At 67.6% G+C, this 26647-nt stretch carries 24 protein-coding genes and 2 pseudogenes; 11 read left to right on the forward strand and 15 right to left on the reverse strand.

The genetic code is table 11. From position 1 onward, the window contains the following. Positions 1-2: 2 nt before the first annotated feature. Complete coding sequence (locus VL129_RS01635; protein WP_325409392.1) at positions 3-263, reverse strand: DUF4212 domain-containing protein; 261 nt, start codon at positions 261-263, stop codon at positions 3-5. Positions 264-534: 271 nt separating this feature from the next. Between VL129_RS01635 and VL129_RS01640 the strand changes: the two genes are divergently transcribed. Next, positions 535-744: a hypothetical protein gene (locus tag VL129_RS01640; RefSeq protein ID WP_325409394.1), complete on the forward strand. Its 210-nt coding sequence runs from the start codon at positions 535-537 to the stop codon at positions 742-744. Between the two features lie 205 nt (positions 745-949). Here VL129_RS01640 and ptsP read toward each other — a convergent pair whose 3' ends face one another. Together ptsP and VL129_RS01650 are read right to left on the reverse strand one after the other, a co-directional pair. Further along, positions 950-3229 (reverse strand): phosphoenolpyruvate--protein phosphotransferase, encoded by a 2280-nt coding sequence (gene ptsP / locus VL129_RS01645; RefSeq protein WP_325409396.1) that lies wholly within the window; start codon positions 3227-3229, stop codon positions 950-952. Between the two features lie 17 nt (positions 3230-3246). Beyond that, the gene (locus VL129_RS01650) at positions 3247-3726 is read right to left on the reverse strand and encodes an RNA pyrophosphohydrolase (protein ID WP_325409398.1); all 480 of its coding nucleotides are present in this window, start codon (positions 3724-3726) and stop codon (positions 3247-3249) included. Between the two features lie 149 nt (positions 3727-3875). Here VL129_RS01650 and VL129_RS01655 point away from each other — a divergent pair, with 149 nt between their 5' ends. Beyond that, a complete protein-coding gene (locus VL129_RS01655; protein ID WP_325409400.1) occupies positions 3876-4529 on the forward strand; it encodes a histidinol-phosphatase in 654 nt (217 codons plus the stop codon). Positions 4530-4685: 156 nt separating this feature from the next. On the opposite strand, the gene VL129_RS01660 is transcribed toward VL129_RS01655, so the two are convergent. Next, positions 4686-5123, reverse strand: a complete 438-nt coding sequence (locus tag VL129_RS01660; RefSeq protein ID WP_325409402.1) for a DUF2269 family protein — start codon at positions 5121-5123, stop codon at positions 4686-4688. Between the two features lie 189 nt (positions 5124-5312). After that, entirely contained in the window at positions 5313-6827 is a 1515-nt protein-coding gene (gene ilvA, locus VL129_RS01665; protein WP_414705105.1) for a threonine ammonia-lyase, biosynthetic, read from the reverse strand. Between the two features lie 148 nt (positions 6828-6975). Between ilvA and rpiA the strand changes: the two genes are divergently transcribed. Further along, a complete protein-coding gene (gene rpiA / locus VL129_RS01670) occupies positions 6976-7650 on the forward strand; it encodes a ribose-5-phosphate isomerase RpiA (protein WP_325409404.1) in 675 nt (224 codons plus the stop codon). A 148-nt stretch (positions 7651-7798) separates the two neighbouring features. Further along, positions 7799-8143, forward strand: a complete 345-nt coding sequence (locus tag VL129_RS01675; RefSeq protein ID WP_325409407.1) for a YegP family protein — start codon at positions 7799-7801, stop codon at positions 8141-8143. Positions 8144-8201: 58 nt separating this feature from the next. Here VL129_RS01675 and VL129_RS17085 read toward each other — a convergent pair whose 3' ends face one another. The 3 genes and pseudogenes from VL129_RS17085 to VL129_RS01685 all read right to left on the reverse strand — a co-directional run bounded on the left by VL129_RS17085 (position 8202) and on the right by VL129_RS01685 (position 11115). Continuing rightward, positions 8202-9065 (reverse strand): methyl-accepting chemotaxis protein, encoded by an 864-nt coding sequence (locus VL129_RS17085; protein WP_414705111.1) that lies wholly within the window; start codon positions 9063-9065, stop codon positions 8202-8204. Positions 9066-9104: 39 nt separating this feature from the next. After that, positions 9105-10121, reverse strand: a pseudogene (locus VL129_RS17090) (methyl-accepting chemotaxis protein); the annotation flags it as partial. 214 nt (positions 10122-10335) lie between these two features. After that, positions 10336-11115 (reverse strand): exodeoxyribonuclease III, encoded by a 780-nt coding sequence (locus VL129_RS01685; protein ID WP_325409411.1) that lies wholly within the window; start codon positions 11113-11115, stop codon positions 10336-10338. 233 nt (positions 11116-11348) lie between these two features. Between VL129_RS01685 and pyrE the strand changes: the two genes are divergently transcribed. Both pyrE and VL129_RS01695 read left to right on the forward strand, forming a co-directional pair. Beyond that, complete coding sequence (gene pyrE, locus VL129_RS01690; RefSeq protein ID WP_325409413.1) at positions 11349-11990, forward strand: orotate phosphoribosyltransferase; 642 nt, start codon at positions 11349-11351, stop codon at positions 11988-11990. 202 nt (positions 11991-12192) lie between these two features. After that, the gene (locus VL129_RS01695; protein ID WP_325409415.1) at positions 12193-13671 is read left to right on the forward strand and encodes a DUF3360 family protein; all 1479 of its coding nucleotides are present in this window, start codon (positions 12193-12195) and stop codon (positions 13669-13671) included. A gap of 155 nt (positions 13672-13826) precedes the next feature. On the opposite strand, the gene argB is transcribed toward VL129_RS01695, so the two are convergent. The 4 genes and pseudogenes from argB to coaBC all read right to left on the reverse strand — a co-directional run bounded on the left by argB (position 13827) and on the right by coaBC (position 17886). Further along, positions 13827-14729, reverse strand: a complete 903-nt coding sequence (gene argB, locus VL129_RS01700) for an acetylglutamate kinase (protein WP_325409417.1) — start codon at positions 14727-14729, stop codon at positions 13827-13829. A gap of 86 nt (positions 14730-14815) precedes the next feature. Next, positions 14816-16198, reverse strand: a pseudogene (locus tag VL129_RS01705) (phosphomannomutase/phosphoglucomutase); the annotation flags it as partial. Positions 16199-16213: 15 nt separating this feature from the next. Next, complete coding sequence (gene dut, locus VL129_RS01710) at positions 16214-16669, reverse strand: dUTP diphosphatase (protein ID WP_325409419.1); 456 nt, start codon at positions 16667-16669, stop codon at positions 16214-16216. 8 nt (positions 16670-16677) lie between these two features. Beyond that, on the reverse strand, positions 16678-17886 hold the full coding sequence (gene coaBC / locus VL129_RS01715; RefSeq protein ID WP_325409421.1) for a bifunctional phosphopantothenoylcysteine decarboxylase/phosphopantothenate--cysteine ligase CoaBC: 1209 nt from the start codon (positions 17884-17886) through the stop codon (positions 16678-16680). Between the two features lie 159 nt (positions 17887-18045). Here coaBC and radC point away from each other — a divergent pair, with 159 nt between their 5' ends. The 3 genes from radC (at position 18046) to rpmG (ending at position 19334) form a co-directional block, all read left to right on the forward strand. Beyond that, positions 18046-18720, forward strand: a complete 675-nt coding sequence (gene radC, locus VL129_RS01720) for a RadC family protein (RefSeq protein ID WP_325409423.1) — start codon at positions 18046-18048, stop codon at positions 18718-18720. A 211-nt stretch (positions 18721-18931) separates the two neighbouring features. Further along, complete coding sequence (gene rpmB / locus VL129_RS01725; protein WP_003457710.1) at positions 18932-19168, forward strand: 50S ribosomal protein L28; 237 nt, start codon at positions 18932-18934, stop codon at positions 19166-19168. A gap of 10 nt (positions 19169-19178) precedes the next feature. Continuing rightward, positions 19179-19334 carry a 50S ribosomal protein L33 gene (gene rpmG / locus VL129_RS01730; protein WP_003464575.1) on the forward strand — a complete coding sequence of 52 codons (156 nt, stop codon included), beginning with the start codon at positions 19179-19181 and terminating at the stop codon, positions 19332-19334. A 263-nt stretch (positions 19335-19597) separates the two neighbouring features. Here the strand turns inward: rpmG and VL129_RS01735 are convergent, their stop codons facing one another. Next, positions 19598-20788 carry an alpha-hydroxy acid oxidase gene (locus VL129_RS01735; RefSeq protein ID WP_325409426.1) on the reverse strand — a complete coding sequence of 397 codons (1191 nt, stop codon included), beginning with the start codon at positions 20786-20788 and terminating at the stop codon, positions 19598-19600. Between the two features lie 200 nt (positions 20789-20988). Here VL129_RS01735 and VL129_RS01740 point away from each other — a divergent pair, with 200 nt between their 5' ends. After that, positions 20989-22479: an aldehyde dehydrogenase gene (locus VL129_RS01740; protein WP_325409427.1), complete on the forward strand. Its 1491-nt coding sequence runs from the start codon at positions 20989-20991 to the stop codon at positions 22477-22479. A 172-nt stretch (positions 22480-22651) separates the two neighbouring features. On the opposite strand, the gene VL129_RS01745 is transcribed toward VL129_RS01740, so the two are convergent. Continuing rightward, positions 22652-24190: a phospholipase D family protein gene (locus tag VL129_RS01745; protein ID WP_325409429.1), complete on the reverse strand. Its 1539-nt coding sequence runs from the start codon at positions 24188-24190 to the stop codon at positions 22652-22654. 29 nt (positions 24191-24219) lie between these two features. Next, on the reverse strand, positions 24220-25179 hold the full coding sequence (locus VL129_RS01750; RefSeq protein ID WP_325409431.1) for an AraC family transcriptional regulator: 960 nt from the start codon (positions 25177-25179) through the stop codon (positions 24220-24222). A gap of 140 nt (positions 25180-25319) precedes the next feature. On the opposite strand from VL129_RS01750, the gene VL129_RS01755 reads away from it, so the two are divergent. Next, complete coding sequence (locus tag VL129_RS01755) at positions 25320-26645, forward strand: tetratricopeptide repeat protein (protein ID WP_325409433.1); 1326 nt, start codon at positions 25320-25322, stop codon at positions 26643-26645. Positions 26646-26647 lie beyond the last annotated feature (2 nt).

Raw genomic sequence — 26647 nt, forward strand, 5'->3', positions numbered from 1 at the left:
TCTTACTCCTCGAGACCGAACTGCTTATCGAGTTTGTTCATCTTCCAGCGGTAGAAGAAGATCAACGCGATAAAGACGTAGATGGAGCCTTGCTGAGCGAAGAAGAAGCCAAGGTCGGCGCCGCCAACCATGATGCCCGACAGCAGGGGGCGCAGGACGATGCCGAGTCCATACGAGCACAGGGCCCAGATGAACAGGCTTCCAAAGATGATGCGGAGGTTCGCCGACCAGTAGGCTTCGGCGTTCGACTGATGATCTGCCATTAATGTGTCCTCACATTGTTGTTATAGGGGGCAGGCGGCTACATCGTACAGAAGTCGGTTTTCAGCACGTCTACTACCTTAGTCTTGCCGTAACCGCGCTACCATGCGGCTTTGCCGGCTTCGACCCAGGGTTGGACGCATCGTTTCGACAACGTAACCCGCTGCTCAGGGCGACCCGATCGAGGGGAAAATTCAGGCAGCCCATCGGCTTTACGACCAATGGGTACATTCTTCGCTTTACTGGACGCAGAGGCCGTCGCGGAGAATGTCCATGTCCTTCGATTCCGAGCACTTCGAGCGCCTGCTGCAACAGGCCCGCGAGCAGGCCGACCAGGCCGTTGCACAGGGCGACGCGCAGTTGCAGCACGCCGCCTTCCTCACCCTGCTAGAGGCGGTGCGCCAGCTCGGCGCCGCCTCGGGCGACTGGCGGCGCATGGTGGCGCGCGCCACCGAGGATTTTCAGCGCGACGAGGGTATCTAGAGCGGGCTTGGGGCCGGCTGGCGCCGGCCTCTGGCCGGGATAAACCCGGCCCCACACGATTCTGCGGCTCCAATCCCCTGCGGGGCCGGCTTTACGCCGGCCGGCGGAGCTGAGGAAGGGGCGCCGGGGGATCCTGTAGGAGCGACTTCAGTCGCGATTTGCCTGCAAGCATCGCGGCTGGAAGCCGCTCCCACAGAAGCGAGGCTCAGGCCTGCACGGCGGCGGCCGGGTTGATCACCCGGCCCAGGCCCAGGTTGCGCAGCGCCAGGTTGAGGGTGCTGCCGATGACATGCGGGTTGTCGATGCGCATCACCTCGTCCAGCAGCTCGCGGGCCCTGCTGGCGGTGATCTGGCGCAGCAGCCATTTCACCTTGGGCAGGTTGGTGGCGTTCATCGACAGGCTGTCAAAGCCCATCGCCAGCAGCAGCACCGCCGCCAGCGGGTTGCCCGCCATTTCGCCGCAGATGCTTACCGACTTGCCCTCGGCGTGCGTGCCATCGACCACCTGGCGCAGTGCCTGGAGCACGGCCGGGTGCAGGAAATCGTAGAGGTCGGCGACGCGCGGGTTGTTGCGGTCCACCGCCAGCAGGTACTGGGTCAGATCGTTGGAGCCGACCGAGATGAAGTCGACCTGGCTGGCCAGTTCGCGGATCTGATAGACCGCCGCCGGCACCTCGATCATCACGCCGATGGGCGGCATCGGCACGTTCACGCCCTCGTCGCGCACCTCGCTCCAGGCGCGATGGATCAGGTGCAGCGATTCCTCCAGCTCGAGCACGCCGGAGATCATCGGCAGCAGGATGCGCAGGTTCTCCAGGCCCTCGCTGGCCTTGAGCATGGCGCGTACCTGCACCAGGAAGATTTCCGGATGGTCGAGGGTGACGCGAATGCCGCGCCAGCCGAGGAAGGGGTTCTGTTCCTTGATCGGGAAATAGGACAGCGACTTGTCGCCGCCGATGTCCAGCGTGCGCATGGTTACCGGCTGCGGGTGGAAGGCGGCCAGCTGCTCGCGGTAGATGGCGGCCTGCTCCTTCTCGCTGGGGAAGCGCTCGTTGCTCATGAACGGCACTTCGCTGCGGTATAGGCCGACGCCTTCCGCGCCGCGCTGCTGGGCGCGCGCCACGTCGGCGAACAGGCCGGTGTTGACCCACAGCGGCATGCGCTGGCCGTCCAGGGTGACGCACGGCAGGCTGCGCAGCGACTCCAGACCCTGGGTCAGCTGACGTTCTTCCTCCACCACCTCGCCGTACTGCTTGCGCAGCACCGCGCCGGGGTTGGTGAACACCTCGCCGTGGTAGCCGTCGACGATCATCTCGATGCCGTCGACTCTGGCATAGGGCAGGTCGACCGCGCCGACCACGGTGGGAATGCCCATGGCGCGGGCCAGAATGGCCACATGGGAGTTGCCCGAACCCTGCACCGACACCAGGCCGACCAGCTTGCCCTCCGGCACCTCGCCGAGCATCGCCGGGGTCAGCTCCTCGCTGACCAGGATGGTGTTGTCGCGATAGACCAGCGTTTGCTGGCGCTCCTGCTGCAGATGGCCGAGCAGGCGCCGGCCCAGGTCGCGCACATCGGAGGCGCGCTCGCTCAGGTAGGGGTCGCCCATCTGCTCGAAGCGATCGACGTGGGCGCGAATGACCTGGCTCAGCGCGCCCTGCGCCCACTGGCCACCCTTGATCAACTGGACCACATCCTTACTGAGCGCGGTGTCTTCGAGCATCATCAGGTACACGTCGAACAGCGCGCGCTCATCGGGACGCAGCTGGTTGGCCAGCTTGGCGGAGAGCTGCTGCAATTCCTCGCGCACGGCCGCCAGGGCGCTCTGGTAGCGCTTGAGCTCGGTCTCGACATCCTCGGCCGGACGGTCGGGTACCACATCCAGATCGGCCGGCGGCAGCACCACCACTGCGGTGCCGATGGCCGCGCCAGGGGCGCCGGCAATGCCGACGAAACGCGCCTCCTGGATGCCCTTGCCCTGCTTGCCCAGGCCACGGATCGAGCCGGTGGCTTCGGCGTGGGCGATGACGCCGGCGAGCTGCGCGCTCATGGTGACCAGGAAGGCTTCCTCGCCCTCGTCGAACTGGCGACGTTCCTTCTGCTGCACCACCAGCACGCCCATCACCCGTCGGTGGTGGATGATCGGCGCGCCGAGGAAGGAGGCGTAGCGTTCCTCGCCGGTCTCGGCGAAATAGCGGTAGCGGGGGTGTTCGGAGGCGTGCTCGAGGTTCAGCGGTTCCTCGCGGCTACCCACCAGGCCGACCAGGCCTTCGTTGGGCGACATGCTCACCTTGCCGATGGCGCGCTTGTTCAGGCCGTCGGTAGCCATCAGCACATAGCGGTTGGTTTCCGGGTCGAGCAGGTAGACCGAGCAGACCTGGCTGCCCATGGCCTCCTTCACACGCTGCACGATGATGCCCAAGGCCGCCTTGAGGTCTTTGGCGGCGTTGACTTCCTGGACGATCTTGCGCAGCGTGCTGAGCATTCTGATGCGCTCTCCTCTCAGTCCCGCGCCGGCAGGCGCGGGGCGAGTTCTTTCAGGGCGCGGCGGTAGACCTCGCGCTTGAAGGTGACCACCTGTCCCAGCGGGTACCAGTAACTGACCCAGCGCCAGCCGTCGAACTCCGGCTTGCCGGTCAGGTCCATGCGCACCCGCGTCTCCTCGCTGAGCAGGCGCAGCAGGAACCACTTCTGCTTCTGGCCGATACACAGCGGCTGGCTGTGGGTGCGCACCAGGCGCTGCGGCAACCGATAGCGCAGCCAGCCACGGGTGCAGGCGAGCACGCGAACATCATGGGGGTCGAGACCGACTTCCTCGTTGAGCTCGCGATAAAGCGCCTGCTCCGGGGTTTCATCGGCATTGATGCCGCCCTGGGGAAATTGCCAGGCGTCCTGGTTGATGCGGCGCGCCCAAAGCACCTGGCCGACATCATTGGTCAGAATGATGCCGACATTCGGGCGGAAACCATCGGAGTCGATCACCTGGGATCACCTCGCCAATCAAGTGGCGGCATTGTTCCATAAAAATGAATAGCCCTGAAAGCAAATGCCGGTGGGCGCGTCGCGCCTTCAGTGTGGCAAGCGGACCCGTTATGCTCTGCAGCCTTTTTGATCCCGTACCGAGGTGATGCGTGGCCCTGGCCCTTTTCGATCTGGACAACACCCTGCTGGCCGGCGACAGCGACCATGCCTGGGGCGAATTCCTCTGCCGGCGCGGCCTGGTGGAAGCTGACAGCTACCGTGCCCGCAACGATGCCTTCTACCAGGACTATCTGGAGGGCCGCCTGGACGTGCAGGCCTACCAGGACTTCTGCCAGGAACTGCTCGGGCGCAGCGAAAGGGACCAGCTCGACGCCTGGCATCGCGACTTCATGGCCGAGTTCATCGAGCCGATCATCCTCGCCAAGGGCGAGGCGCTGATTCGCCGCCATCTGGAGGCCGGGGATCGGGTGGCGATCATCACCGCCACCAACCGTTTCATCACCGGCCCGATCGCCGCCCGGCTGGGCGTGGAAACCCTGCTGGCCACCGAGTGCGGCATGGAAAACGGCCGTTATATCGGCCGTAGCGTCGACGTGCCCTGTTTCCAGGAAGGCAAGGTGGTGCGCCTGGAGCGCTGGCTGGACGAGAACGGCCTGAACCTGGACGGCAGCTGGTTCTACAGCGATTCGCGCAACGACCTGCCGCTGCTGTCCCGGGTCAGCAATCCGGTGGCGGTGGACCCGGATCCGATCCTGCGCGCCGAGGCCGAGGCGCGCGGCTGGCCGGTGATTTCGCTGCGTTGAGTTCGCTGTGCCCCGGCTTCGTGCGGGGCTGTAGGGCGATCGGCGCTTTTTCCGGCCGCCAGGCGCGCCTGCCGGCGCAGGGTGGGCAAGGACAGCGTTGCCCACCCTGCGCTCGTCTTGCCGCTCGTGCAGGCCGTGCCCGAAGCCGCGATGCGCTCAGCCCTCGCGCACGCCAGCGGCCATCAACAGCAGAATCCCCACCAGCAGCACCAGCGCCGTCACGGCCAGACCGAAACCGATGGGTAGAAAGCGCGGCGAGTGAACGGCGCTACCGCCCAGTGCCCATAGCCGTGTCGCCAGCAGCCACCAGGCAATGCCGGCCAGCAGATACAGGCAAGCACCCGCCAGCACCCAGGTTTCTCCGAAGGGCACCGCCTGCAGGTGCAGCAGCCACCAGGCCACGATCGGCGCGGCGACCGCCAGTGCCAGCAGGAGCGGCGGGCCGAGGCGCAGCAGCGTGGCCTGATCGGCCCAGGCCGGCCAGCCCGCGGCACGCCAGCGCTGCCAGAACAGCGCGCCGAGTACGCCGGTGAGCACCAGCAGCGCCGCTGCCAGCAGGCCCAGCAGAATCTTCAAGCTCAGCACGGTATCCATCGTTCCCCCTGTCGACCGCAGCAGTCTAGACAGAGAGCACGCGGGCCGGGGCCGATTCCACGCGGCGGATGGGAACCGGTGGGGCCGGGTTTATCCCGGCCGACGAAGGTGGGAACGGCGCTGCGGCGTGGAATTCAGCCCCGCTGGCCGGCGTAAAGCCGGCCCTACAAGAGTTATCCCGGCAGGGGATCAGCCGAGGAACAGCTGGTAGGCCGGGTTGTCGGTCTCGTCCCAGTAGGGGTAGCCGATGGCGTCCAGCGCCGCCGGCAGCAGGTGCAGCTCCTCTTCCGGCACCTGCAGGCCGGCCAGCACGCGGCCGTCGGCGGCGCCGTGGTTGCGGTAGTGGAACATGCTGATGTTCCAGCGCCCGCCCAGCTTGTTGAGGAAGTTGAACAGCGCGCCCGGCCGCTCGGGGAACTCGAAGCGCAGCACCCGCTCGCCGCGCACGCCGTTGGCGCGCCCGCCGACCATGTGCCGCACGTGCAGCTTGGCCAGTTCGTCGTCGGTCAGGTCCAGCACCGGGAAGCCCTTCTCGCGCAGGCTGTTCACCAGCGCCTCGCGCGGGTCGTGCTCGGGGTGGGTCTGCACGCCGACGAAGATGTGCGCTTCGCTGGGGCTGTTGTAGCGGTAGTTGAACTCGGTGATCTGGCGCTTGCCGATTGCCTGGCAGAACTGCTTGAAGCTGCCCGGCTGCTCGGGAATGGTCACCGCAATGATCGCCTCGCGCTTCTCGCCCAGCTCGGCGCGCTCGGCCACGTGGCGCAGGCGGTCGAAGTTGATGTTGGCGCCCGAATCGACCGCCACCAGCACCTGGCCGGCCACGCCTTCGCGGGCCACGTATTTCTTGATGCCCGCCACGCCCAGCGCGCCGGCCGGTTCGGTGATCGAGCGGGTGTCGTCGTAGATGTCCTTGATCGCCGCGCACAGCTCGTCGGTGCTGACGGTGATCACCTCGTCGACGAAGTGCCGGCACACCGCGAAGCAGTAGTCGCCGATCTGCGACACCGCCACGCCGTCGGCGAACAGCCCCACCTGCGGCAGTACCACGCGCTCGCCGGCCGCCATGGCCTGCTGCAGGCAGTTGGAATCCTCCGGCTCGACGCCGATCACCTTGGTCTCGGGACGCAGGTACTTCACATAGGCCGCGATGCCGGCGATCAGCCCGCCGCCGCCCACCGGCACGAAGATGGCGTCCAGCTGGTTCTGCTGCTGGCGGAGGATTTCCATGGCCACGGTGCCCTGGCCGGCGATCACCTCCGGATCGTCGTAGGGGTGGATGTAGACCAGACCCTTTTCCTCCACCAGCTTGAGCGAGTGGGCCAGCGCCTCGGGGAAGGCGTCGCCGTGCAGGACCACCTTGCCGCCTCGGGCGCGCACGCCCTGCACCTTGAGCTCCGGCGTGGTGCGCGGCATGACGATGGTGGCCTTGATGCCCAGGTGCTTGGCGGCCAGCGCCACGCCCTGCGCATGGTTGCCGGCCGAAGCGGTGACCACCCCACGTGCCCGCTCTTCCTCGCTCAGCTGCGCGATGCGGTTGTAGGCGCCACGAATCTTGAAGGAGTACACCGGCTGCAGGTCTTCGCGCTTGAGCAGAATCTGGTTGCCCAGACGTTCCGACAGCTGGCGAGCGGGTTGCAGGGGGGTTTCCTCGGCGACGTCGTAGACGCGCGAGGTGAGGATCTTCTTGACGTACTGTTCGAGCATCGTGGCGGTCTTGTCGGCGGTTGCGAAAGCCCTGAAGTCTACTCCTCCGCTTCGTCAGGCGCACGGTGCGCGCCGGCCGGCTCCACGCCCGCTGCGGACTTGAGGGTATAATCCGCGCCCTCCCGTTCCTCCCCCCAGGCACCTCGCGATGACCCAGGATCAGCTCAAGCAGGCCGTGGCCCAGGCCGCTGTCGATCACATTCTTCCCCGCCTCGAGCGCAGCAGCGTGATCGGCGTCGGCACCGGCTCCACCGCCAACTTCTTCATCGACGCGCTGGCGCGGCACAAGATGGACTTCGACGGCGCAGTGGCCAGCTCGGAGGCCACCGCGCAGCGCCTGAAGAACCACGGCATTCCGGTGTACGACCTCAATTCGGTGGCCGAGCTGGAGTTCTATGTCGACGGTGCCGACGAAGCCAATGACCGCCTGGAGCTGATCAAGGGCGGCGGCGCTGCGCTGACCCGCGAGAAGATCGTCGCCGCCGTGGCGCGCACCTTCATCTGCATCGCCGACGCCAGCAAGCGCGTGCCGGTACTGGGCCACTTCCCGCTGCCGGTGGAGGTGATTCCCATGGCGCGCAGCCATGTGGCGCGCCAGCTGGTCAGGCTGGGCGGCGACCCGGTGTACCGCGAGGGGGTGCTGACCGACAACGGCAACGTGATTCTCGATGTGCACAACCTGCACATCACCGACGCGGTGCGCCTGGAAGCCGACATCAACGCCATCGTCGGCGTGGTCACCAACGGCCTGTTCGCCGCCCGCCCGGCCGACCTGCTGCTGCTCGGCACCCCTAAGGGCGTCCAGACCCTGACCCGCCCGTAGGGTGGATCGCGCTTCATCGATCCACCAACGCGCCGTCCTGTGGGAGGGGCTTCAGCCCCGCTGCTTTTTCCCACAGGGCCCGCGAAGCGCAGCTCTGGGCGAAGCGGCCTACGCTTGTCGGTAGGCACACAGCACAGGAGGTGTCGCCATGTCGTCCGGCAAGTTCCATCTGAAGAAGGCCAGCAATGGCCAGTTCCACTTCAATCTGCTGGCCAGCAATGGCCAGGTCATCCTCTCCAGCGAACAGTACAAGGCGCGCGATTCGGCGCTCAACGGCATCGATTCGGTGCGCCGCAACGCCCGGCGCGAGGGCGCGTTCGAGGTGAAGGAAAGCAGCAACGGCAAGCACTACTTCGTGCTCAAGGCCACCAACGGCCAGGTGGTCGGCCAGAGCCAGATGTACGCCAGCCTGGCCAGCGCCGAACAGGGCTGCGAATCGGTCCGTCGCTATGCGCCGGAGGCCGTGCTGTCCGAAGAGGTGAGCACGCCGTGAATGAAAACGCCGCGCTCCGTGAGGAACGCGGCGTTTTCTCCTGAGGGTCGGCGTGCGCTCAGATGCGGAAGCGGCTGACCATCGCGGTCAGCTGGTTGCCCAGGCGGGCCAGCTCGGTGCTCGACTTGGCGATTTCCTGCGAGGCGACCGTGGTCTGCTCGGTCACATCGCGCACGTTCAGCACGCTGCGGCTGATTTCCTCGGCCACGGCGCTCTGCTGTTCGGCGGCGGCGGCGATCTGCTGGTTCATCGACTGGATGCTGGACACCCCCTGGTTGATGCTGCCCAGCGCGGCGCCGGCCTTGCGGGTCAGCGCCACACTGCTGCCGGCCAGGCTGTGGCTGCTGCTCAGGCTGCTGGACACGCGCTGCGTGCCGTTCTGCAGGCCGGCCACCAGTTCCTCGATTTCCTCGGTGGATTGCTGGGTGCGCTGTGCCAGGGTGCGCACCTCGTCGGCGACCACCGCGAAGCCACGACCGGCTTCGCCGGCCCGTGCGGCCTCGATGGCGGCGTTGAGGGCCAGCAGGTTGGTCTGCTCGGCGACCGCCTTGATCACGTCCATGACGCTGCCGATCTTGTTGCTCTCATGCTCCAGCTGAGTCATGGCCTCGGTCGACCGGTTGACCTCGTTGGCCAGGCGCTCGATCTGCGCAATCACTTCGTTGACCACCCGGTCGCCGTCGCGGGCCTGACTGTCCGCGTCGTTGGCCGCCTTGGCCGCCAGCTCGGCGTTGCGCGCCACGTCCTGCACGGTGGCGGACATCTCGTGCATCGCGGTGGCGACCTGATCGGTTTCCACCTTCTGCTTGCCAACGCCCTGGCTGGTCTGGTCGGTCACCACCGACAGCTCTTCGGCGGAGCTGGCGATCTGGTTGGCGCTGTCGCGAATCCCGGCGATCAGCTCGCGCAGGGTACCGGCCATGTCCTGGATGCCCTGCTGCAGGGTGCCCAGCTCGTCGCGGCGGGTGACCCGGGTGTCGCTGGTCAGGTCGCCGGCGGCGATACGCCTGGCGATCTCCAGGGTCTGCTGCAGCGGCTGGGTGATCTGGCGGGTGATCACCACGGCGGCGAGCAGGCTGAGCAGCAGCGCGCCCAGGGCGCCGGCGATCTGCAGCAGGCGGGCCTGGCTGCTGTCGTTGTCGCGGTGTTCGACCTGGTTCCGCTGCAGCTGCTCGGTCAGACGCAGCAGCTCGTTGGCATGCTCGGTCATGTGCGGGCCGATTTCCTTCACCGCGCGCAGGCTGCGCTTGTAGTCGTCCAGCGAGGCGAAGTAGCCCTGCAGGGCGCTCTTGAGCTGCTCCAGATCACCGGGGAACAGGCGGGCGAACAGCGGCTCGATCTGCTCCAGGGCGGCCAGGGTGGTCTTCATCTGGTTGTCCAGGGTGCGCTCGCGATCGGCCGAGCCGGTCATCATGAAGCCGCGCACCTCGTAGCGGGTGACCAGCATCTGGTCGTTGAAGCCGGTGAACGCCTGGAACAGCCGGGCGCGCTGTTCGGCCGAGTCCTGCTCGTCGATGCGTGCGCGCACGGCGTTGATGCGGCCGACCACCCGGTTGCCCTGGGCGATCATGTCCCGCCGCGCGACCTGCGTGCCGGCCACGGCGGCGAGCATCTGCTCCAGCGCTTCTTCATAGTCGGCGATACCGCCGGTCATGTCCTTGAGCAGGCGGATGTCGGCGGGGTAGGCGGCCAAGCGCTCGACGTGCTCGCGCAGGTCGCGCAGCGCCTTCAGGTCGGCCTGCGCGGTGCGCGCGGCCTCGGCGTCGCCATCGGTGAGCATGTACTCCAGGCGACTGACCTGCACCCGGTTGGTGGCGGCGGCGAGGTCGGTGATCAGCGTCATGCGGTCGCTGCGGTGGATCATGTTGTCCAGGCTGTTCCAGCCGATCAGGGCCAGGGCCAGGGTGAAGAGCAGAACCAGGCCGAAGCCCAGGCCGAGCTTGCGATTCACGCTCAGGTTGCCGAACCAACTCAACATCAGGTGTTCTCCAGATTTCCCGAAAAGTGGGCGGAAAAGGCTGAGGCTGGAGAGAATTCTTGGCGCCAGCTTTTTGCCATTACGAGGGGGCTATCGGCCACTCCGGTAGGGGCTTGAATGGAGTCCGCCAGGCGAAATTGGATTTCGATTCGGGCGGATTTCGCCACCAATGAAAACGCCGCAGGGGGCTGCGGCGTTTCGGGGCGCGGTCAGGTCAGACGCTGAGCAGCCAGTCGTAGTCGACGGTCAGCGGCGCATGCTGGGAGAAGCGCGGCTGGCGCGGCAGCCGGGCGGTGCGCACGAAGCGGCGCATGCCGGGGGTGAGCAGCTGGTAATCCAGACGCCAGCCGAGGTTGAGGGTTTCGGCCTGTTCGCTGTCCGGCCACCAGCTGTACAGATCGCCTTCGCGGGTCACCTCGCGCAGCGCGTCCACATAGCCCATGCTGCCCAGCACCTCGTCCATCCAGGCGCGTTCGGGCGGCAGGAAGCCCGGCAGTTGCTGGCAGTCGCGCCAGTTCTTCACGTCCAGCTTCTGGTGAGCCAGGAACAGCGAGCCGCAATAGCAGTACTCGCGGCGCTTGCGGCGCTGCTTGTCCAGGTAGCGGGCGAAGTCTTCCATGAACTTGAACTTCTGGTTCAGCTGCTCGTCGCCGCCATGGCCGCTGGGCAGCAGCAGACTGGCGATACTCAGCTTGTCGAAGTCGGCCTGCAGGTAGCGGCCATAGCGGTCGGCCAGTTCGAAGCCCAGGCCGTTGATCACCGCCTTGGGCTGCAGACGCGAATACAGCGCCACGCCACCCTGGCTGGGCACTTCGGCCTCGGCGGCGTACAGGTAGTAGCCGTCCAGCTGGAAGGCCGAATCTTCCAGCTCATAGACGGATGCACGGGTGTCCTGCAGGCAGATCACATCGGCATTCTGGGCCTGCAGCCAGCTGAGCAAGCCTCGTTCGGCGGCTGCCTGAATGCCATTCACGTTCAGGTTGATGATCCGCATAGATGATCCCAATAGGTCGGGTGGGGGCGAGCGGAAACGATTTCCGGCCCCGAGAATCGCTGGATAAGCGATTCGGGCGTTCAGAGAAAACCGGCTTCGTGAGCCAGTCGGCAAGATGGGGCGAATCTTATCACTGCCAGGCGCCGGAGCGCAGCCGGCGCCTGCAAATGCGGCGGGCGCGGCGCGGGTGTATCATGCCGCGCGTTTGCAACCGGCCAACTTCGGATTTCCTCATGCAGGCGTATCAGCGCGACTTCATTCGTTTTGCCATCGAGCGCGGTGTTCTGCGTTTCGGTGAGTTCACCCTCAAATCCGGGCGCACCAGCCCCTACTTCTTCAATGCCGGGCTGTTCAACAGCGGCGCCGCGCTGGCCCAGCTCGGACGGTTCTACGCCGAGGCCGTGGTCGACAGCGGACTGGCCTTCGACGTGCTGTTCGGGCCGGCCTACAAGGGCATCCCGCTGGCGGCGGCCACTGCCGTGGCGCTGGCCGAGCAGCATGACCGCGACCTGCCCTGGTGCTTCAACCGCAAGGAAGCCAAGGATCATGGCGAAGGCGGCACCCTGGTGGGCGCGCCGCTGCAGGGCCGCGTGCTGATCATCGACGATGTGATCACCGCCGGCACCGCGATCCGCGAGGTGATGCAGATCATCCAGGCCCAGGGCGCCACGCCGGCCGGCGTGCTGATCGCCCTCAATCGCCAGGAGCGCGGCCAGGGCGAGCTGTCGGCGATCCAGGAAGTCGAACGTGACTTCGGCATGCCGGTGGTCAGCATCGTCTCGCTGGAGCAGGTGCTCGAATACCTGGCCGGCGACGCGCAGCTCAAGCAGTACCTGTCGGCGGTGGAAGCCTACCGCGCCCAGTACGGGGTCTGAGGTCGCTCGCAGCGTGGCCGCTGGTCCGAATCCCGGCACGGCGGCGCGCAACGCGGGGCTTCGCGGGTCCAAGCGCTAGAGCCCTTGCGTTGCCCGCTAGCAAAGAACGCCCTGCTTTCACAATAGGGTAATGGTCGGGGCGAGGATTGCCGGCTTGCGCTGTACCTTGCGCGCGCTTTTCTGTTTGCGTGCGGACCCCGTTATGAACGACAAGACCCAGAGCTATCAGGCGCTCCACAAGCCCAGCACGGCGTTCGCGCGGCGGGCGGACTATCTGGAGCACGAGCTGACCATCATGGCGCCACGGCGCTGGCGGCCCAACCTTCCCTTCCGTGACTACCGTTTCGAGTACGAGGACTGGGTGCCGGCCATGGCCGCCACCATCGGCAAGATCGTCATGGTCGCCGCAGTGGTCGCCGCGTTCGCCGGTCCGCTGGGGCTGTCCAACGACTTCGTCATCGAGAACGTGCGCTACGAGATGCTGATCGCCGCGCTGCTGTTCGTGGTGGTCTTCTCCGGCTTCCTGATTCCCACCGCCAACCTGGCCGGCACCCACGGGCCGCTGATTCCGCTGATTCCGCTGATCGTCGCCTCCGGCGGCCATCCCATGGCGCTGGGCATCATGGTCGGTATGCTGGGCTTTCTGCTCGGCGTGCTGCGCGGCGGCAGCCTGCTGGCGCGGCTGACCAGCGACGGGGTGTGCGGCGGGCTGCTGCTCTACCTGGGCTTCATCGGCGTGGTGGCGCAGATCAAGTCGCTGTTCGCCTGGGCGAACGGCTTCGACATGGGCTACCTGGCCTTCGTGGTGGTGCTGGCCACCATCGTGCTGTACGCCTATCTGGAGCACCTGCGTGCGCGCTGGCTGGCGATTCCGCTGGGCTGCGCGCTGGCCGCGCTGATCGCCTTCGCCCTCGGCGCGCCGTTCGAGTTCCATACCGAGCCGGGCATTCCCAACCTCAATCCGATGTACTGGTGGGGCGAGAACAGCGGCTGGCAGCTCGGCCTGCCGCAGCTGGAGCACTTCGTCGCCGTGGCGCCGTTCGCCGTGCTGGCGGTGGCCATGTGGTCGCCGGACTTCCTCGGCCATCGCATCTTCCAGCAGCTCAACTACCCGCATAAGGCGCAGAAGGTGTTGATGAACATCGATGACACCATGTGCGTCGCCGCCGCGCGCCAGGCGGTGGGTACTGCGCTGGGCGGCGGCAACCTGGCCTCGTCCTGGGGCACCTACATGGTGCCGGCGGCCATCGCCAAGCGGCCGATCCCGGCCGGGGCGATCCTCACCGGCCTGCTCTGTGTGGTGGCGGCGCTGTGGGGCTACCCGATGGACCTGGCGATCTGGCCGCCGGTGCTCAGCGTGGCGCTGATGGTCGGCGTGTTCCTGCCGCTCTTGGAAGCCGGCATGCAGATGACCCGCGAGGGCAAGACCTCGCAATCGGCGGCCATCGTGATCTTCTCCTCGGCGCTGGTGAACCCGGTGTTCGGCTGGTCGCTGACCGTGCTGCTCGACAACCTCGGGCTGATCGGCGACAAGGAGCGCGGCAAGGGCCTGGGCCACCTGCAGCGCTGGATCATCCCGCTGCTGATGTTCGCGCTGCTGTGCGGCGTGATGGCGGCCATCGGCATGTTCCCGGGCGTGCCGGCGCTGATGGAATCGTTCCGCGGCCTGAGCGCGGCGTAGCGACCCGATGGTTGCCGTGGCTCGACTGTAGGAGCGGCTTCAGCCGCGATGCTTTTGGCTGTGTAGCCGATCGCGGCTGAAGCCGCTCCTACAGGTTGGGTGTGGTGAATGAAAAAGGGGAGCCCGAGGGCTCCCCTTTTTCGTACGCGTAGCGGTTAGGCGGGACGGTTGTTGGTGATCAGCGTGCCGACGCCGGAGTCGGTGAAGATCTCCAGCAGCACCGCGTTGGGCACGCGGCCGTCGACGATGTGCGCGCTGTTCACGCCCCCCTGCACGGCTTCCAGGGCGCAGCGGATCTTCGGCAGCATGCCGCCGTAGATGGTGCCGTCGGCGATCAGTGCGTCCACCTGCTCGGTGGACAGGCCGGTCAGCACCTTGCCCGACTTGTCCATCAGGCCGGCGATGTTGGTCAGCAGCATCAGCTTCTCGGCCTTCAGCGCCTCGGCCACCTTGCCGGCCACCAGGTCGGCGTTGATGTTGTAGGACTCGCCGTCCTTGCCCACGCCGATCGGCGCGATCACCGGGATGAAGTTGCCGTTCACCAGGCGGTTGATCAGCTCGGCGTTGATGCTTTCCACCTCGCCGACCTGGCCGATGTCGATGATCTCCGGCTGAGTCATTTCCGGGGTCTGGCGGGTCACCTTCAGCTTGCGGGCGCGAATCAGGTTCGCGTCCTTGCCGGTCAGGCCCAGGGCCTGGCCGCCGTGGCGGTTGATCAGATTGACGATGTCCTTGTTCACCTGGCCGCCGAGCACCATTTCCACCACGTCCATGGTGGCGCTGTCGGTGACGCGCATGCCGTCGATGAAGTGGCTCTCGATGGACAGGCGCTTGAGCAGGTCACCGATCTGCGGGCCGCCGCCGTGCACCACCACCGGATTGATGCCCACCGCCTTCATCAGCACGATGTCGCGGGCGAAGCCGGTCTTCAGCTCGTCGCTTTCCATGGCGTTGCCGCCGTACTTGATCACCAGCGTCTTGCCGACGAAGCGGCGAATATAGGGCAGCGCCTCGGACAGGACCTTGGCGACTTGGGTGGCATCATCACGGCTGAGCATGCGGAACTCCGATGGAACCAATCAGGGTTGGGGGCGAATAACGGCAATTAGACGCCCGGGTGATACGAAAAGTCAGTGGCGCCGCCTCAGAAGGGCAGCGTCAGTTCAGGCGCGACACGCTGCAGGCGTGAACGGAACACCGCCTGGATGCGCGCCAGTTCCTTGGCGCTTTCCGCCTCGAAGCGCAACACCAGCACCGGGGTGGTGTTGGAGGCGCGCACCAGGCCCCAGCCGCGCGGGTAATCCACGCGCACGCCGTCCAGGGTGGCCACGTCGGCCTCGGCGCCCCAGTCGGATTCGGCCTGCAGGGCCTGGATGATGCCGAACTTGCTCTCGTCGGTGACCTTCACGTTGATCTCCGGCGTGGCCAGATCGCCCGGGAAACCGGCGAACAGTTCGTCGGCGCCCCGCGCCTGGTGGCTGAGGATCTCCACCAGACGGGCGCCGTTGTACAGGCCGTCGTCGAAGCCGAACCAGCGCTCCTTGAGGAACATGTGGCCGCTCATCTCGCCGCCCAGCAGGGCGCCGGTTTCGCGCATCTTCTTCTTGATCAGCGAGTGGCCGGTCTTCCACATGCGCGGCTGGCCGCCGTGGCTGCGCACCTGCGCGGCGACATGGCGGGTGCACTTCACGTCGTAGATGACTTCCGCGCCGGGATTGCGCGACAGCACGTCCTGGGCGAACAGCATGAGCAGGCGGTCGGCAAAGATCATGTTGCCCTGCTCGGTGATCACGCCCACGCGGTCGGCGTCGCCGTCGAAGGCCAGGCCCAGGTCGGCCTGTTCGGCGCGCACGCGCTCGATCAGGTCTTCCACGTTTTCCCGATGGCTCGGGTCCGGGTGGTGGTTGGGGAAGGTGCCGTCCACGTCGCAGAACAGCGGGATGACGGTGCAGCCGATGGCTTCGAACAGTTCCTGCGCCACCACGCCGCCGACGCCGTTGCCGCAGTCGATCACCACCTTCATGGGCCGCGCCAGCTTCACGTCGTTGCGGATGTAGTCCACATAGGCCGGCAGGATGTCGACCGCTTCCACACTGCCCTGGCCGCTGGCCAGATCGCCGTTGTCGATGCGGGTCTTCAGCGCGGTGATCTGCTCGTTGGCCAGGGTGTCGCCGGCGACGACGATCTTGAAGCCGTTGTAGTCCGGCGGGTTGTGGCTGCCGGTGATCATGATGCCGGTGCGGCCCGGCAGGGTGTTGGTGGCGAAATACAGCACCGGGGTCGGCACCATGCCCAGGTTGCTGACCTGGCAGCCGCAATCCACCAGCCCACGGATCAGCGCTTCGAGCAGCTCGGGGCCGGACAGGCGACCGTCGCGGGCCACCGCCACGCGCGGCTCGCCCTGGGCCAGGCTTTCCGAGCCGACGGCGCGGCCCAGCCAGTAGGCGGTTTCGGCGTTCAGGGTCTGGCCGACGATGCCGCGCACGTCATAGGCGCGGAAGATGCTGGCCGGAAGGTTGGGTGCTTGCATGTCGAGTTCCTTTCAATGGCTGCCGGAATGGCCGAAACCACCCGCGCCGCGTTCACTGTTGTCGAATTCGTTGACCAGTTCGAAATGGGCCTGCACCACCGGCACCAGCACCAGCTGGGCCAGGCGCTCGCCGACCTTGAGGGTGAAGGTGTCGTTGCCACGGTTCCAGCAGGAGACCATCAGCTCGCCCTGGTAGTCCGAGTCGATCAGGCCGACCAGGTTGCCGAGCACGATGCCGTGCTTATGGCCCAGGCCCGAGCGCGGCAGGATCAGCGCGGCCAGGCCGGGATCGGCGATGTGAATGGCCAGGCCGGTGGGAATCAGCACGGTCTGGCCGGGCTCCAGGCTCAGGTCGTCCTTGAGCATGGCGCGCAGGTCGAGGCCGGCCGAGCCGGGCGTGGCGTAGCTGGGCAGCGGAAAGTCGCTGCCCAGGCGGGGATCGAGAATCTTGGCTTGCAGGGCGTGCATGGGTGGTCTCAGCGGGCTTGGTAGCGGTCGGCGATGAAGGCGATCAGCTGGCGGGCGATCTTGCCCTTGCTGGTCTGAGCGAAGGAAGTCTGCCGCAGTTCCCGATCGATCACGGTGATGGCGTTTTCTTCGCTGTTGAAGCCGATGCTCGGGTTGGCGACGTCATTGGCGACGATCAGGTCGAGGTTCTTGGCCTTGAGCTTGCGGGAGGCGTATTCCAGCAGGTTCTCGGTCTCGGCGGCGAAGCCGACGCTGAACGGGCGATCCGCGCGTCCGGCCAGGGTGGCCAGGATGTCCGGGTTGCGCACCATCTGCAGGAACAGGCCGTCGCCGCTGTTGGGGTCTTTCTTGAGCTTGTGCGCGGCCACCACTTCCGGACGGTAATCGGCCACGGCGGCGGCCGCGATCAGGATATCGGCGGGCATGCCGGCTTCGCAGGCGGCCAGCATGTCGCGGGCACTGACCACGTCGATGCGCTGCACGCGATCCGGCGTGGGCAGGAACACCGGGCCGCTGACCAGCGTCACCTGGGCGCCGGCTTCCACCGCTGCTTCGGCGAGGGCGAAGCCCATCTTTCCGGAGCTGTGGTTGGTGATGTAGCGCACCGGGTCGATGTTTTCCTGGGTCGGCCCGGCGGTGATCAGCAGGCGCACGCCATCCAGCACGTTGCGCTGGAAGCAGTCGGCGGCCCGTTGCGCCAGATCGTCGGCTTCCAGCATGCGCCCCATGCCGATATCGCCGCAGGCCTGGCTGCCGGCGCCCGGACCGAACAGGCGGATGCCACGCTGTTGCAGCAGTTCGGCGTTGGCCTGGGTGGCCGGGTCGCGCCACATGGCCTGGTTCATGGCCGGCGCCAGCGCCACCTGGGCGTCGGTGGCCAGCACCAGGGTGGTCAGCAGGTCATTGGCGATGCCCTGGGCCAGGCGGGCCATCAGGTCGGCGGTGGCCGGGGCGATCAGCACCAGATCGGCCCAGCGCGCCAGCTCGATGTGGCCCATCGCCGCCTCGGCGGCGGCGTCCAGCAGGTCCAGGTGTACCGGATGCCCGGACAGCGCCTGCAAGGTCAGGGGCGTGATGAACTCGCGTCCGCCCTGGGTCATCACCACGCGCACTTCGGCGCCCTGGTCGCGCAACCGGCGCACCAGTTCGGCACTCTTGTAGGCGGCGATGCCACCACCCACGCCCAGGACGATGCGTTTCCGATACAACCGCTGCATGGTCGGCCTTTTATAAGAAGGAATGGAGGAGGGCGCGACGCGGTGCGCCGCGCGCGCGGTGGGCTACGATAGCACAGCCCCCATGGGCCTTCGGAGCGGTCAGGGGCGGGATTTTCGCGCGGGGAAAGGGAGTTTCCCCCACAACGACAAGGAGAGGTCATGAGCATTCGCGACTGGCCGGCGGCCGAGCGCCCCCGGGAAAAACTGCTGGAGCAGGGGCCGGCGGCGCTGTCGGACGCCGAGCTGCTGGCCATCTTCCTGCGCACCGGCGTGGCCGGCTGCAGTGCGGTGGATCTGGCTCGCCAGTTGCTGAGCGATTTTGGCAGCCTGCGCGCCCTGCTGGAGGCCGACCGGGTCGGCTTCAGCGCCCGGCTGGGCCTCGGCCCGGCCAAGTACGCGCAGCTGCAGGCGGTGCTGGAAATGGCCCGCCGCCATCTGGCCGAACGCCTGCGCCGCGACTCGGCGCTGGAAAGCCCGCAGGCGGTGCGCGATTACCTCAAGGCGCAGCTGCGTCACGAGCATCACGAGGTGTTCGGCTGCCTGTTCCTGGACTCCAAGCATCGGGTGCTGGCCTACGAAGCGCTGTTTCGTGGCACCATCGACGGCGCCAGCGTGTATCCGCGCCAGGTGGTCAAGCGCGCCCTGGCGCATAATGCCGCCGCGCTGATCCTGACTCACAACCACCCGTCGGGTGTCGCCGAGCCAAGCCAGGCCGACCGGCTGCTTACCGAGCGGCTCAAGGACGCGCTGGCGCTGGTGGATATCCGGGTGCTGGACCACTTCATCGTCGGCGACGGCGAGCCGCTGTCGATGGCCGAACGGGGCTGGATGTGAGGATTCGCCATGTGTGACGCGCCATGGCATTTCTTGCGAGCCCTGGGACCTTCTGGTATAAAGCAGCGCTCTTTTCTGGGGGCCCGGTTCCTGCTCGCGCAGTGGCCGCCGAACGACCCCGGCGAATCTGGCGCCCCGCGCGCTAAAAGAAGCAGAGATCAAGCGGCCAACCCATGCCGGGTTGGGCATGTGGTTTATAGAGGGCTGAGGCATGTCGAGAGTCTGTCAAGTTACCGGTAAGGGTCCGGTAACCGGGAACAACATTTCCCACGCTAACAACAAAACCCGTCGTCGTTTCCTGCCGAACCTGCAGCATCACCGTTTCTGGGTCGAGTCCGAGAAGCGTTTCGTGCGTCTGCGCGTTTCCGCCAAGGGCATGCGCATCATCGACAAGCGCGGCATCGACGCAGTTCTGTCCGAACTGCGCGCCCGCGGCGAAAAGGTTTAAGGAGACTGTCATGCGTGAACTGATCCGTTTGGTGTCCAGCGCCGGTACCGGCCACTTCTACACCACCGACAAGAACAAGCGCACCACTCCCGACAAGATCGAAATCAAGAAATTCGATCCGGTTGTGCGCAAGCACGTGATGTACAAGGAAGCCAAGATCAAGTAATTGGTCCGCTTTCGCTGAAAGAGCCCGCTTCGGCGGGCTTTTTCATGCCTGGGATTCGGGGTTTGAGAGGGAAAATCCGGGTTGCTCATGTGGGGCCGGGTTTATCCCGGCCAGCGAGGTAGCGGCCCTCACCTGAGGCGTCAGACCCCCAACCCCGTCGGCCGGGATAAACCCGGCCCCACACGGCCCCCAACCCGCCGGCACGGCGGACAAACCCGGACCGGCGTAGGGCGGCCAACGCAGTTGGCCGCCGATGGGGCCACTCACCCCGCCAACACCGAACGCAACGCCACCAGCCTGCTGCGATCCAGCTCCGCCAGCCTGGGCGTCCCTACCAGCCCCAGCACGCGGCGCAGCTCCTGCTCCAGCAGGTTCAGGGCGTGGGCCGCGCCGGCCTGGCCGCCGACCGCCACGCCGAACAGGGTGGCGCGACCCAGCAGCACGGCGTCGGCGCCCAGCGCGCAGGCCTTGGCGATGTCGCTGCCGCGGCGGATACCGCTGTCCAGCAGGACGGTCAGTTGGCCGCGTACCGCCTCGGCAATCGCCGGCAGGCAGTCGATGGTCGCCGGCGCGCCGTCCAGCTGGCGCCCGCCATGGTTGGTGACCACGATGCCGTCCAGGCCCATTTCCATGCAGCGTCGGGCGTCGGCGGCGGTCTGCACGCCCTTGAGGATCAGTCGATGCGGCCAGCGCTTGCGCAGTTGCGCCAGGCTGTCCCAGCACAAGCCCATCTCCATCTTGTGGGCCATGAAATGCGCGGCGCCGGCGGTGTTGCTGGCGTCGGCCGGCAGGTAGGGCAGCAGGTTGCCCATCTTCGGCATGCCCTGTGGCCACAGCGCCTGGCGAATCCAGCCCGGATGGCGCAGCACGTCGAACTTGTTGCGCCAGGTGAGCTGCAGCGGGCGGGCGAAGTTGCGCCGGTCCCACTCGCGGTTGCCGATCAGCACCGCGTCGCTGGTCAGCAGCAGGGTGCGCACGCCGGCGGCCTCGGCGCGGCGCAGCAGGTCTTCCTGCACGTCGGCATCGTTGAGCCAGTAGAGCTGGAACCACAGCTCGCCGTCCGGCACGGCGGCGGCCACTTCCTCCAGCGAGTTGCTGGACACGGTGCTCAGGCTGAACGGCACGCCCTTGTCACGGGCGGCGCGGGCCAGGGCGATGTCGGCGTCCTTGTGCAGCATGCCGTTGAAGCCGGTCGGGCCGATGGCCAGCGGCAGCGGCCGGGTGGTGCCGAACAGCTGGCGGGAGGTGTCCAGCTCGGCGCAGGAGATCAGCGTCGACGGCAGCAGGCCGATGTCGGCAAACGCCTGGCGGTTGCGGCGCAGGGTGATTTCCTCCTCGGCGCCGCCGGCCAGGTATTCCCAGGCGAAGTTCGGCAGTCGGCGGCGGGCCATGTGTTCCAGTTCGGCGATGCTGTGGGCCTGGTCGAAACGGGTGTCGGAGCGGTAGCGGCGCATGGGTGGATCCTGATACGGCAAGGTCAGGCGACAGGTTACCCGATGCCCACCGCCGGTCGGCAGAGGCGTTACCGTCGATCTCCACGACTAAGCTGCCTTGTTTGATAAAACGCACGCTGCAGCCAGTGCGTCAAAAATATTGAAAAGGCCGCGCCCTCTGCGTAGGGTTCGAGGCCGTAACCCCTTCAGAGGAACCTGCCATGAGCCTGACCCGCCAGGAGTGGGAGCGCCGCGCCCGCGAGCTGCGCATCGAGACGCGTGCCTTCATCGACGGCCATTACCGCGCGGCGGTGGAGGGCGACACCTTCGACTGCCTGAGCCCGATCGACGGGCGCAGCCTCGGCCAGGTGGCCAGTTGCGGGCCGGCGGATGCCGATCTGGCCGTGCAGGTGGCCCGTGAGCGCTTCGAGTCGGGCGTCTGGTCGCGGCTGGCGCCGGTCAAGCGCAAGCAGGCGATGATCCGCTTCGCCGAGCGGCTCGACGCGCATCGCGACGAGCTGGCGCTGCTGGAAACCCTCGATATGGGTAAGCCGATTACCGATGCCCTGAAGGTGGACATTCCCGCCGCCGCGCGGGCGCTCCGCTGGTGCGGCGAGGCGATCGACAAGCTCTACGACGAGGTGGCGGCCACGCCCCATGACGAACTGGGGCTGGTCACTCGCGAGCCGATCGGCGTGGTGGCCGCCATCGTGCCCTGGAACTTCCCGCTGCTGATGGCCTGCTGGAAGCTCGGTCCGGCTCTGGCGGCCGGCAATTCGTTGGTGCTCAAACCCTCGGAGAAGTCGCCACTCACCGCCATCCGCGTGGCGCAGCTGGCGGTCGAGGCCGGCATTCCGGCCGGCGTGTTCAACGTGCTGCCCGGCTACGGCCACACGGTGGGCAAGGCGCTGGCGCTGCACATGGATGTGGATTGCCTGGTGTTCACCGGCTCCACCCGCATCGCCAAGCAGCTGATGATCTACGCCGGCGAATCGAACATGAAGCGCGTCTGGCTGGAGGCCGGCGGCAAGAGTCCGAACATCGTATTCGCCGATGCGCCGGACCTGCAGGCGGCGGCCGAGGCGGCCGCCAGCGCCATCGCCTACAACCAGGGCGAGGTGTGTACCGCCGGCTCGCGGCTGCTGGTGGAAAACAGCATCAAGGACGACTTTGTCGCCCGGGTGGTCGAGGCCCTGAAGACCTGGCAGGTGGGGCACCCGCTGGACCCGGCCAGCAAGGTCGGCGCCCTGGTGGATCGGCAGCAGATGGAGACGGTGCTCGGCTATATCGAGGCCGGACATCGCGAAGGTGCGCGACTGCTGTGCGGTGGCCAGCGGCTGCTGGAGGACACCGGCGGCACCTACGTGGCGCCGACCCTGTTCGACGGCGTGGACAACGCCATGAAGATCGCCCGCGAGGAAATCTTCGGGCCGGTGCTCTCGGTGCTCGGCTTCGATGGCGATGAAGAAGCCGTGCGCATTGCCAACGACACCCCCTACGGGCTGGCGGCGGGCGTGTGGACCAGCAACCTGTCGCGCGCCCACCGCGTGGCCCGGGCGCTGCGCGCCGGCAGCGTGTGGGTGAACCAGTACGATGGCGGCGACATGACCGCGCCGTTCGGCGGCTTCAAGCAGTCCGGCAACGGTCGCGACAAGTCGCTGCACGCTTTCGACAAGTACACAGAGCTCAAGGCGACCTGGATCAAGCTGTAGGGGCAACGCTGTTCCTTGTCCACCACGGCCGCCGCACGACGGCCCTGTGGCGGCCAGAAAAGCACTGGCCGCCCTACGGTGCGGGTAGGAGCGGCTTCAGCCGCGATTGGCTTGCAAGGGCATCGCGGCTGAAGCCGCTCCTACAGTCCATCCGCCACATCGCAGCGGGCGCTCACAGCATCTTCTCCAGCCCCAGCCGGCGCGCCAGCCAGGCGTGCAGGTGGCGCCACAGGCTGCCGGGCTCGCGGCGCAACGTTTTCAGCTCGCCATCCTCGTCGGTGGCCAGCCAGACCAGTTGGTCCCCTTCCAGCGCCACCTGATAGCTCACCCCGTGGCTCATGCCTTCCAGCAGCAGCTCGCGCACCTGGCTGGCCAGCACCGGGCTGTCGACCAGCACCCCGACCTCGGTGTTCCACAGCACCGAGCGCGGGTCGAAGTTGAACGAGCCGATGAACACCTTGCGCCGGTCGATGACCAGCGCCTTGCTGTGCAGGCTGGACTCCGACGAACCGCCGAAGCTGTAGCTGCTCTTCTCGTCGGGCTGGCGGCGCAGCTCCCACAGCTGGATGCCAGCCTTGAGCAGGCTGCGCCGGTAGGGCGCATAGGCGCCGTGGACGATCGGCACATCGGTGGCTTCCAGCGAATTGGTCAGCAGGCGCACATCCACGCCGGCCCGGGCCGTCTGACTCAGGTTGAGCAGGCCCTGCCGCGCCGGGATGAAATAGGAGGACACCAGCAGCAGCTCCTCACGCAAATCCTGCAGGTGGGGCTCCAGCTGGGTGATCAGCAGCCACTCGGGAGCCGGCTCGGCTTGGGCCAGCAGCTTGTTCGGCGCATCCCACAGCGCCAGCCCGTGTGCCCAGGTAAGCGTGCTCAGCCACTGGTTCAGTTGCGGCTCGCGGTGGTAGCGGATCAGGCGCGCATAGCGCTGCGGATCCTGCTGGCGGTCCCGGGCGATGTCCCGGTCCAGCCGATGGCGCGCGCGGATCAACTGCGACGGTCCCGGCGGCCGGCGCAGGAACTGCTGCAGCGGCACGCTCAGCCGGTGATTCCAGAATTGGTCGAAGCTCACCGCCAGCTGCGCGGCCACCGGCCCGCCAGCCAGCAAGTCGATGTCGGTGAAGTTCAGGTAGGGCTCGGCATCGAAATACTCGTCGCCCAGGTTGCGCCCGCCGACGATGGCCAGGCTGCTGTCGGTCAGCCACAGTTTGTTGTGCATGCGCCGGTGCTGGCGGTTGAGGTTGAGCAGCCGCACCAGCAGACGCGTGGGGCCGGTGGCGCGCCCCATATGCAACGGATTGAACACGCGCACCTCGATGTTCGGATGCGCAGCCAGCACGGCGATCTCGTAGTCACGGCCGTCGCTGGTCAGGTCATCGAGCAGGATGCGCACCCGCACGCCGCGGTCGGCGGCGGCCAGCAGCTCCCGTACCAGCAGGCCGGTGCTCAGGCCGTCGTGGAAGATGTAGTACTGCAGGTCCAGGCTGCTGCGCGCGGCGCGGATCAGCTCGGCACGCGCCTGAAAGGCGTCGTCGCTGGCGGCCAGCAGGTAGAAGCCGGAGTGGCCGCGCGGCTGGCTGGCTGCCTGCCGGACCAGCCGCTCGGACAGCGGGGAGTCCCCGGACTGCAGGGCCTGGCTGGTGTGGGGCGGATCGGCGAGGCTGGCACAGCCAGCCAGGCTCAGCAGGCCTAGCAGCAGGAGTAGGCGCACCGGGTTTCCTATTCGGCGGGGCAGTCCTCTCAGCGTAGCGGCGGATTGGCGCTGTGCTGGCGACGCCAGGTGGCCGGTGGCAAACCGAAGTGGTGGCGGAAGGCGCGATTGAGCGCCGCTTCCGAGCCGTAGCCGACGTCGGTGGCGATGCGCGCCAGCCCACGGCCTTCACGCAACTGGCGGGCCGCCAGCTGCAGGCGCCAGGCGCACAGGTAGCGCATCGGCGGTTGTTCGAGCAGGTGCGTGAAGCGCGCGGCGAACGCCGAGCGTGACAGGCCCACCGCGCGCGCCAGCGCCTCGGTGGTCCAGGGCCGGCCCGGTTCGCCGTGCAGCAGCGCCAGGGCGCGGCCGATCTGCGGGTCGCGCAGCCCGGCCAGCCAGCCGCTGTGCGTCTCGGGCAGGGTCTCCAGGTAGCCGCGCACCGCCTCGATGAACAGCAGCTCGGCCAGGCGGGCGAGCACGGCGGCCGAGCCGGGGCGCTGGCCGGCCACTTCCGCGACGGCGCGGCGAAACGACAGGTCGATCCAGGTACCCGGCGCCACGCGCAGGCCCAGGCTGGCCGGTAGCAGGCGCAGCAGCGGGTTGTCCGGCACCTCGCAGCCGATGAAGCCGCAGATCAGCCGCGTGCGCGCCCCGCCGCCGCCGTAGCGCAGGCGCGCCAGCCCGCCACCCGGCGCGGGTTGTACCAGTGGCTCGATGCGTTGCGCGGGCAGCCGTGGGTCGCTGCTCAGCACATGCGGCGGGTTGCGCGGCAGCAGGATGATCTCGCCGGCCCCCACCGCCCGCGGCGGCTGGCCGTCCAGGCCGAGCCACAGACGACCGTCGAGCACATAGTGGTAGGCCATCAGGCAGGCGGGTATCTGCCCGGGCAGCGGGCAGTCCTCGGGGCCGACCTGGGCGCGGATGCTCCAGGGCTCGGTGAACTCGGCCTGCAGGAAGGCCCCCGCGCACAGGCGCACGGCTTCGAGCAGCTGGGACAGCGCATCCACAGGGGCCTCACGTTCATCGTCAGCCGGCGGCTGGATCAAGAATGCCGGCGGCCGGGCTATAGGCGGCCGCCGGCCTCCTTTCTACCGTAGCACCCACGCGCCCGGCACGACGGGTGCGCCGGTAGCATGAGGATTTCGTCATGACGATGCGTGATCACCTGGGTCTGGCCATGTCCGGCGCCGACCCCGACAGCCTGGCCGGCTATCAAAGCGCCCTGGCTCACTTCCAGTGTTACGTCGGCGACCCGCTGGCCGAGCTCGACGACGCCCTGGCGCAGCGTCCGGAGCTGCTCATGGCGCACGTGCTGAAGGCCTGGCTGAACCTGCTGGGTACCGAAGCCCAGGGCCTGGCGGTGGCCGCCGAGGCGCACCGCGCGGCCAGCGCCCTGCCGGGCAACGCCCGCGAACGCGCCCACCTGGCGGCGATCGGCGAACTGCTGGGCGGCCGCTGGCAGGCCGCCGGCCGGGTGCTCGAGGACCTGACCATCGCCTGGCCGCAGGACATCCTCGCCCTGCAGGCCGGCCACCTGATCGATTTCTACACCGGCCAGCAGCGCCTGCTGCGCGACCGCATCGCCCGGGCACTGCCGGAATGGCAGGCGGAGATGCCGGGCTACCACGCGCTGCTCGGCATGCATGCCTTCGGCCTGGAGGAAAACGCCGATTATGCCGGCGCCGAGCGCGCCGGGCGGCGTGCCGTGGAGCTGCAGCCGCGCGACGGCTGGGGCCAGCACGCGGTGGCCCATGTGCTGGAGATGCAGAACCGCACCGGCGAGGGCATCGCCTGGATGCGCGAGCGGGTGCCGTACTGGGCCGGCGACAGCTTCTTCCAGGTGCACAACTGGTGGCACCTGGCGCTCTACCACCTGGATCGGGAAGAGATCGACGAGGTGCTGGCGCTGTTCGACGGGCCGATCTTCGGCGACCGTTCCCCGCTGGCGCTCGACCTGGTGGATGCCTCGGCGCTGCTCTGGCGCCTGCAGCTGCTGGGCGTGGAGCTGGGCGCGCGCTGGCAGCCGCTGGCCGACCTGTGGGAGGCGCATGCCGATGCCGGCAACTATGCCTTCAACGATGCCCACGCGCTGATGGCGTTTCTCGGCGCCGGTCGCGCCCCGGCCGTCGAACAGCTGTTCGCCGCCCAGCGGCGCGCCCTGGCCGGCGAGGGCGACAACCGGCAGTTCACCGCCGAGGTCGGCCAGCCGCTGTGCCGGGCCATCCAGGCCTTCGCCGCCGACGAGTATGCCGAATGCGTGCGCCTGCTGCGCCCGCTGCGCCTGATCGCCCAGCGCTTCGGCGGCAGCCATGCGCAGCGCGACCTGCTCGATCTGACCTTGCTGGAGGCGGCGCGCCGCAGCGGACAGGAGGCCCTGGCGCGGGCGCTGGTCAACGAGCGGCTGCAGCTGCGGCCGGACAGTCCGCAGACCCGCCGGCTGGCGCTGCGCGTGGCGCCGGCGCACGCCGCATAGCC

The organism is Pseudomonas sp., assembly GCF_035497915.1.
Taxonomy (GTDB): domain Bacteria; phylum Pseudomonadota; class Gammaproteobacteria; order Pseudomonadales; family Pseudomonadaceae; genus Serpens.

What these genes read in the sequence shown, in the direction of transcription:
- radC (WP_325409423.1), top strand. Translation starts at nt 18,046, where the DNA reads ATGAGCATTCGCGACTGGCCGGCGGCCGAGCGCCCCCGGGAAAAACTG.
- VL129_RS17085 (WP_414705111.1), bottom strand. Translation starts at nt 9,065, where the DNA reads ATGGCCGGTACCCTGCGCGAGCTGATCGCCGGGATTCGCGACAGCGCC.
- VL129_RS01740 (WP_325409427.1), top strand. Translation starts at nt 20,989, where the DNA reads ATGAGCCTGACCCGCCAGGAGTGGGAGCGCCGCGCCCGCGAGCTGCGC.
- rpmG (WP_003464575.1), top strand. Translation starts at nt 19,179, where the DNA reads ATGCGTGAACTGATCCGTTTGGTGTCCAGCGCCGGTACCGGCCACTTC.
- argB (WP_325409417.1), bottom strand. Translation starts at nt 14,729, where the DNA reads ATGCTCAGCCGTGATGATGCCACCCAAGTCGCCAAGGTCCTGTCCGAG.
- VL129_RS01675 (WP_325409407.1), top strand. Translation starts at nt 7,799, where the DNA reads ATGTCGTCCGGCAAGTTCCATCTGAAGAAGGCCAGCAATGGCCAGTTC.
- VL129_RS01660 (WP_325409402.1), bottom strand. Translation starts at nt 5,123, where the DNA reads ATGGATACCGTGCTGAGCTTGAAGATTCTGCTGGGCCTGCTGGCAGCG.
- VL129_RS01640 (WP_325409394.1), top strand. Translation starts at nt 535, where the DNA reads ATGTCCTTCGATTCCGAGCACTTCGAGCGCCTGCTGCAACAGGCCCGC.
- VL129_RS01755 (WP_325409433.1), top strand. Translation starts at nt 25,320, where the DNA reads ATGACGATGCGTGATCACCTGGGTCTGGCCATGTCCGGCGCCGACCCC.
- ilvA (WP_414705105.1), bottom strand. Translation starts at nt 6,827, where the DNA reads ATGCTCGAACAGTACGTCAAGAAGATCCTCACCTCGCGCGTCTACGAC.
- pyrE (WP_325409413.1), top strand. Translation starts at nt 11,349, where the DNA reads ATGCAGGCGTATCAGCGCGACTTCATTCGTTTTGCCATCGAGCGCGGT.
- dut (WP_325409419.1), bottom strand. Translation starts at nt 16,669, where the DNA reads ATGCACGCCCTGCAAGCCAAGATTCTCGATCCCCGCCTGGGCAGCGAC.
- ptsP (WP_325409396.1), bottom strand. Translation starts at nt 3,229, where the DNA reads ATGCTCAGCACGCTGCGCAAGATCGTCCAGGAAGTCAACGCCGCCAAA.
- VL129_RS01685 (WP_325409411.1), bottom strand. Translation starts at nt 11,115, where the DNA reads ATGCGGATCATCAACCTGAACGTGAATGGCATTCAGGCAGCCGCCGAA.
- VL129_RS01695 (WP_325409415.1), top strand. Translation starts at nt 12,193, where the DNA reads ATGAACGACAAGACCCAGAGCTATCAGGCGCTCCACAAGCCCAGCACG.
- rpmB (WP_003457710.1), top strand. Translation starts at nt 18,932, where the DNA reads ATGTCGAGAGTCTGTCAAGTTACCGGTAAGGGTCCGGTAACCGGGAAC.
- coaBC (WP_325409421.1), bottom strand. Translation starts at nt 17,886, where the DNA reads ATGCAGCGGTTGTATCGGAAACGCATCGTCCTGGGCGTGGGTGGTGGC.
- VL129_RS01735 (WP_325409426.1), bottom strand. Translation starts at nt 20,788, where the DNA reads ATGCGCCGCTACCGCTCCGACACCCGTTTCGACCAGGCCCACAGCATC.
- rpiA (WP_325409404.1), top strand. Translation starts at nt 6,976, where the DNA reads ATGACCCAGGATCAGCTCAAGCAGGCCGTGGCCCAGGCCGCTGTCGAT.
- VL129_RS01635 (WP_325409392.1), bottom strand. Translation starts at nt 263, where the DNA reads ATGGCAGATCATCAGTCGAACGCCGAAGCCTACTGGTCGGCGAACCTC.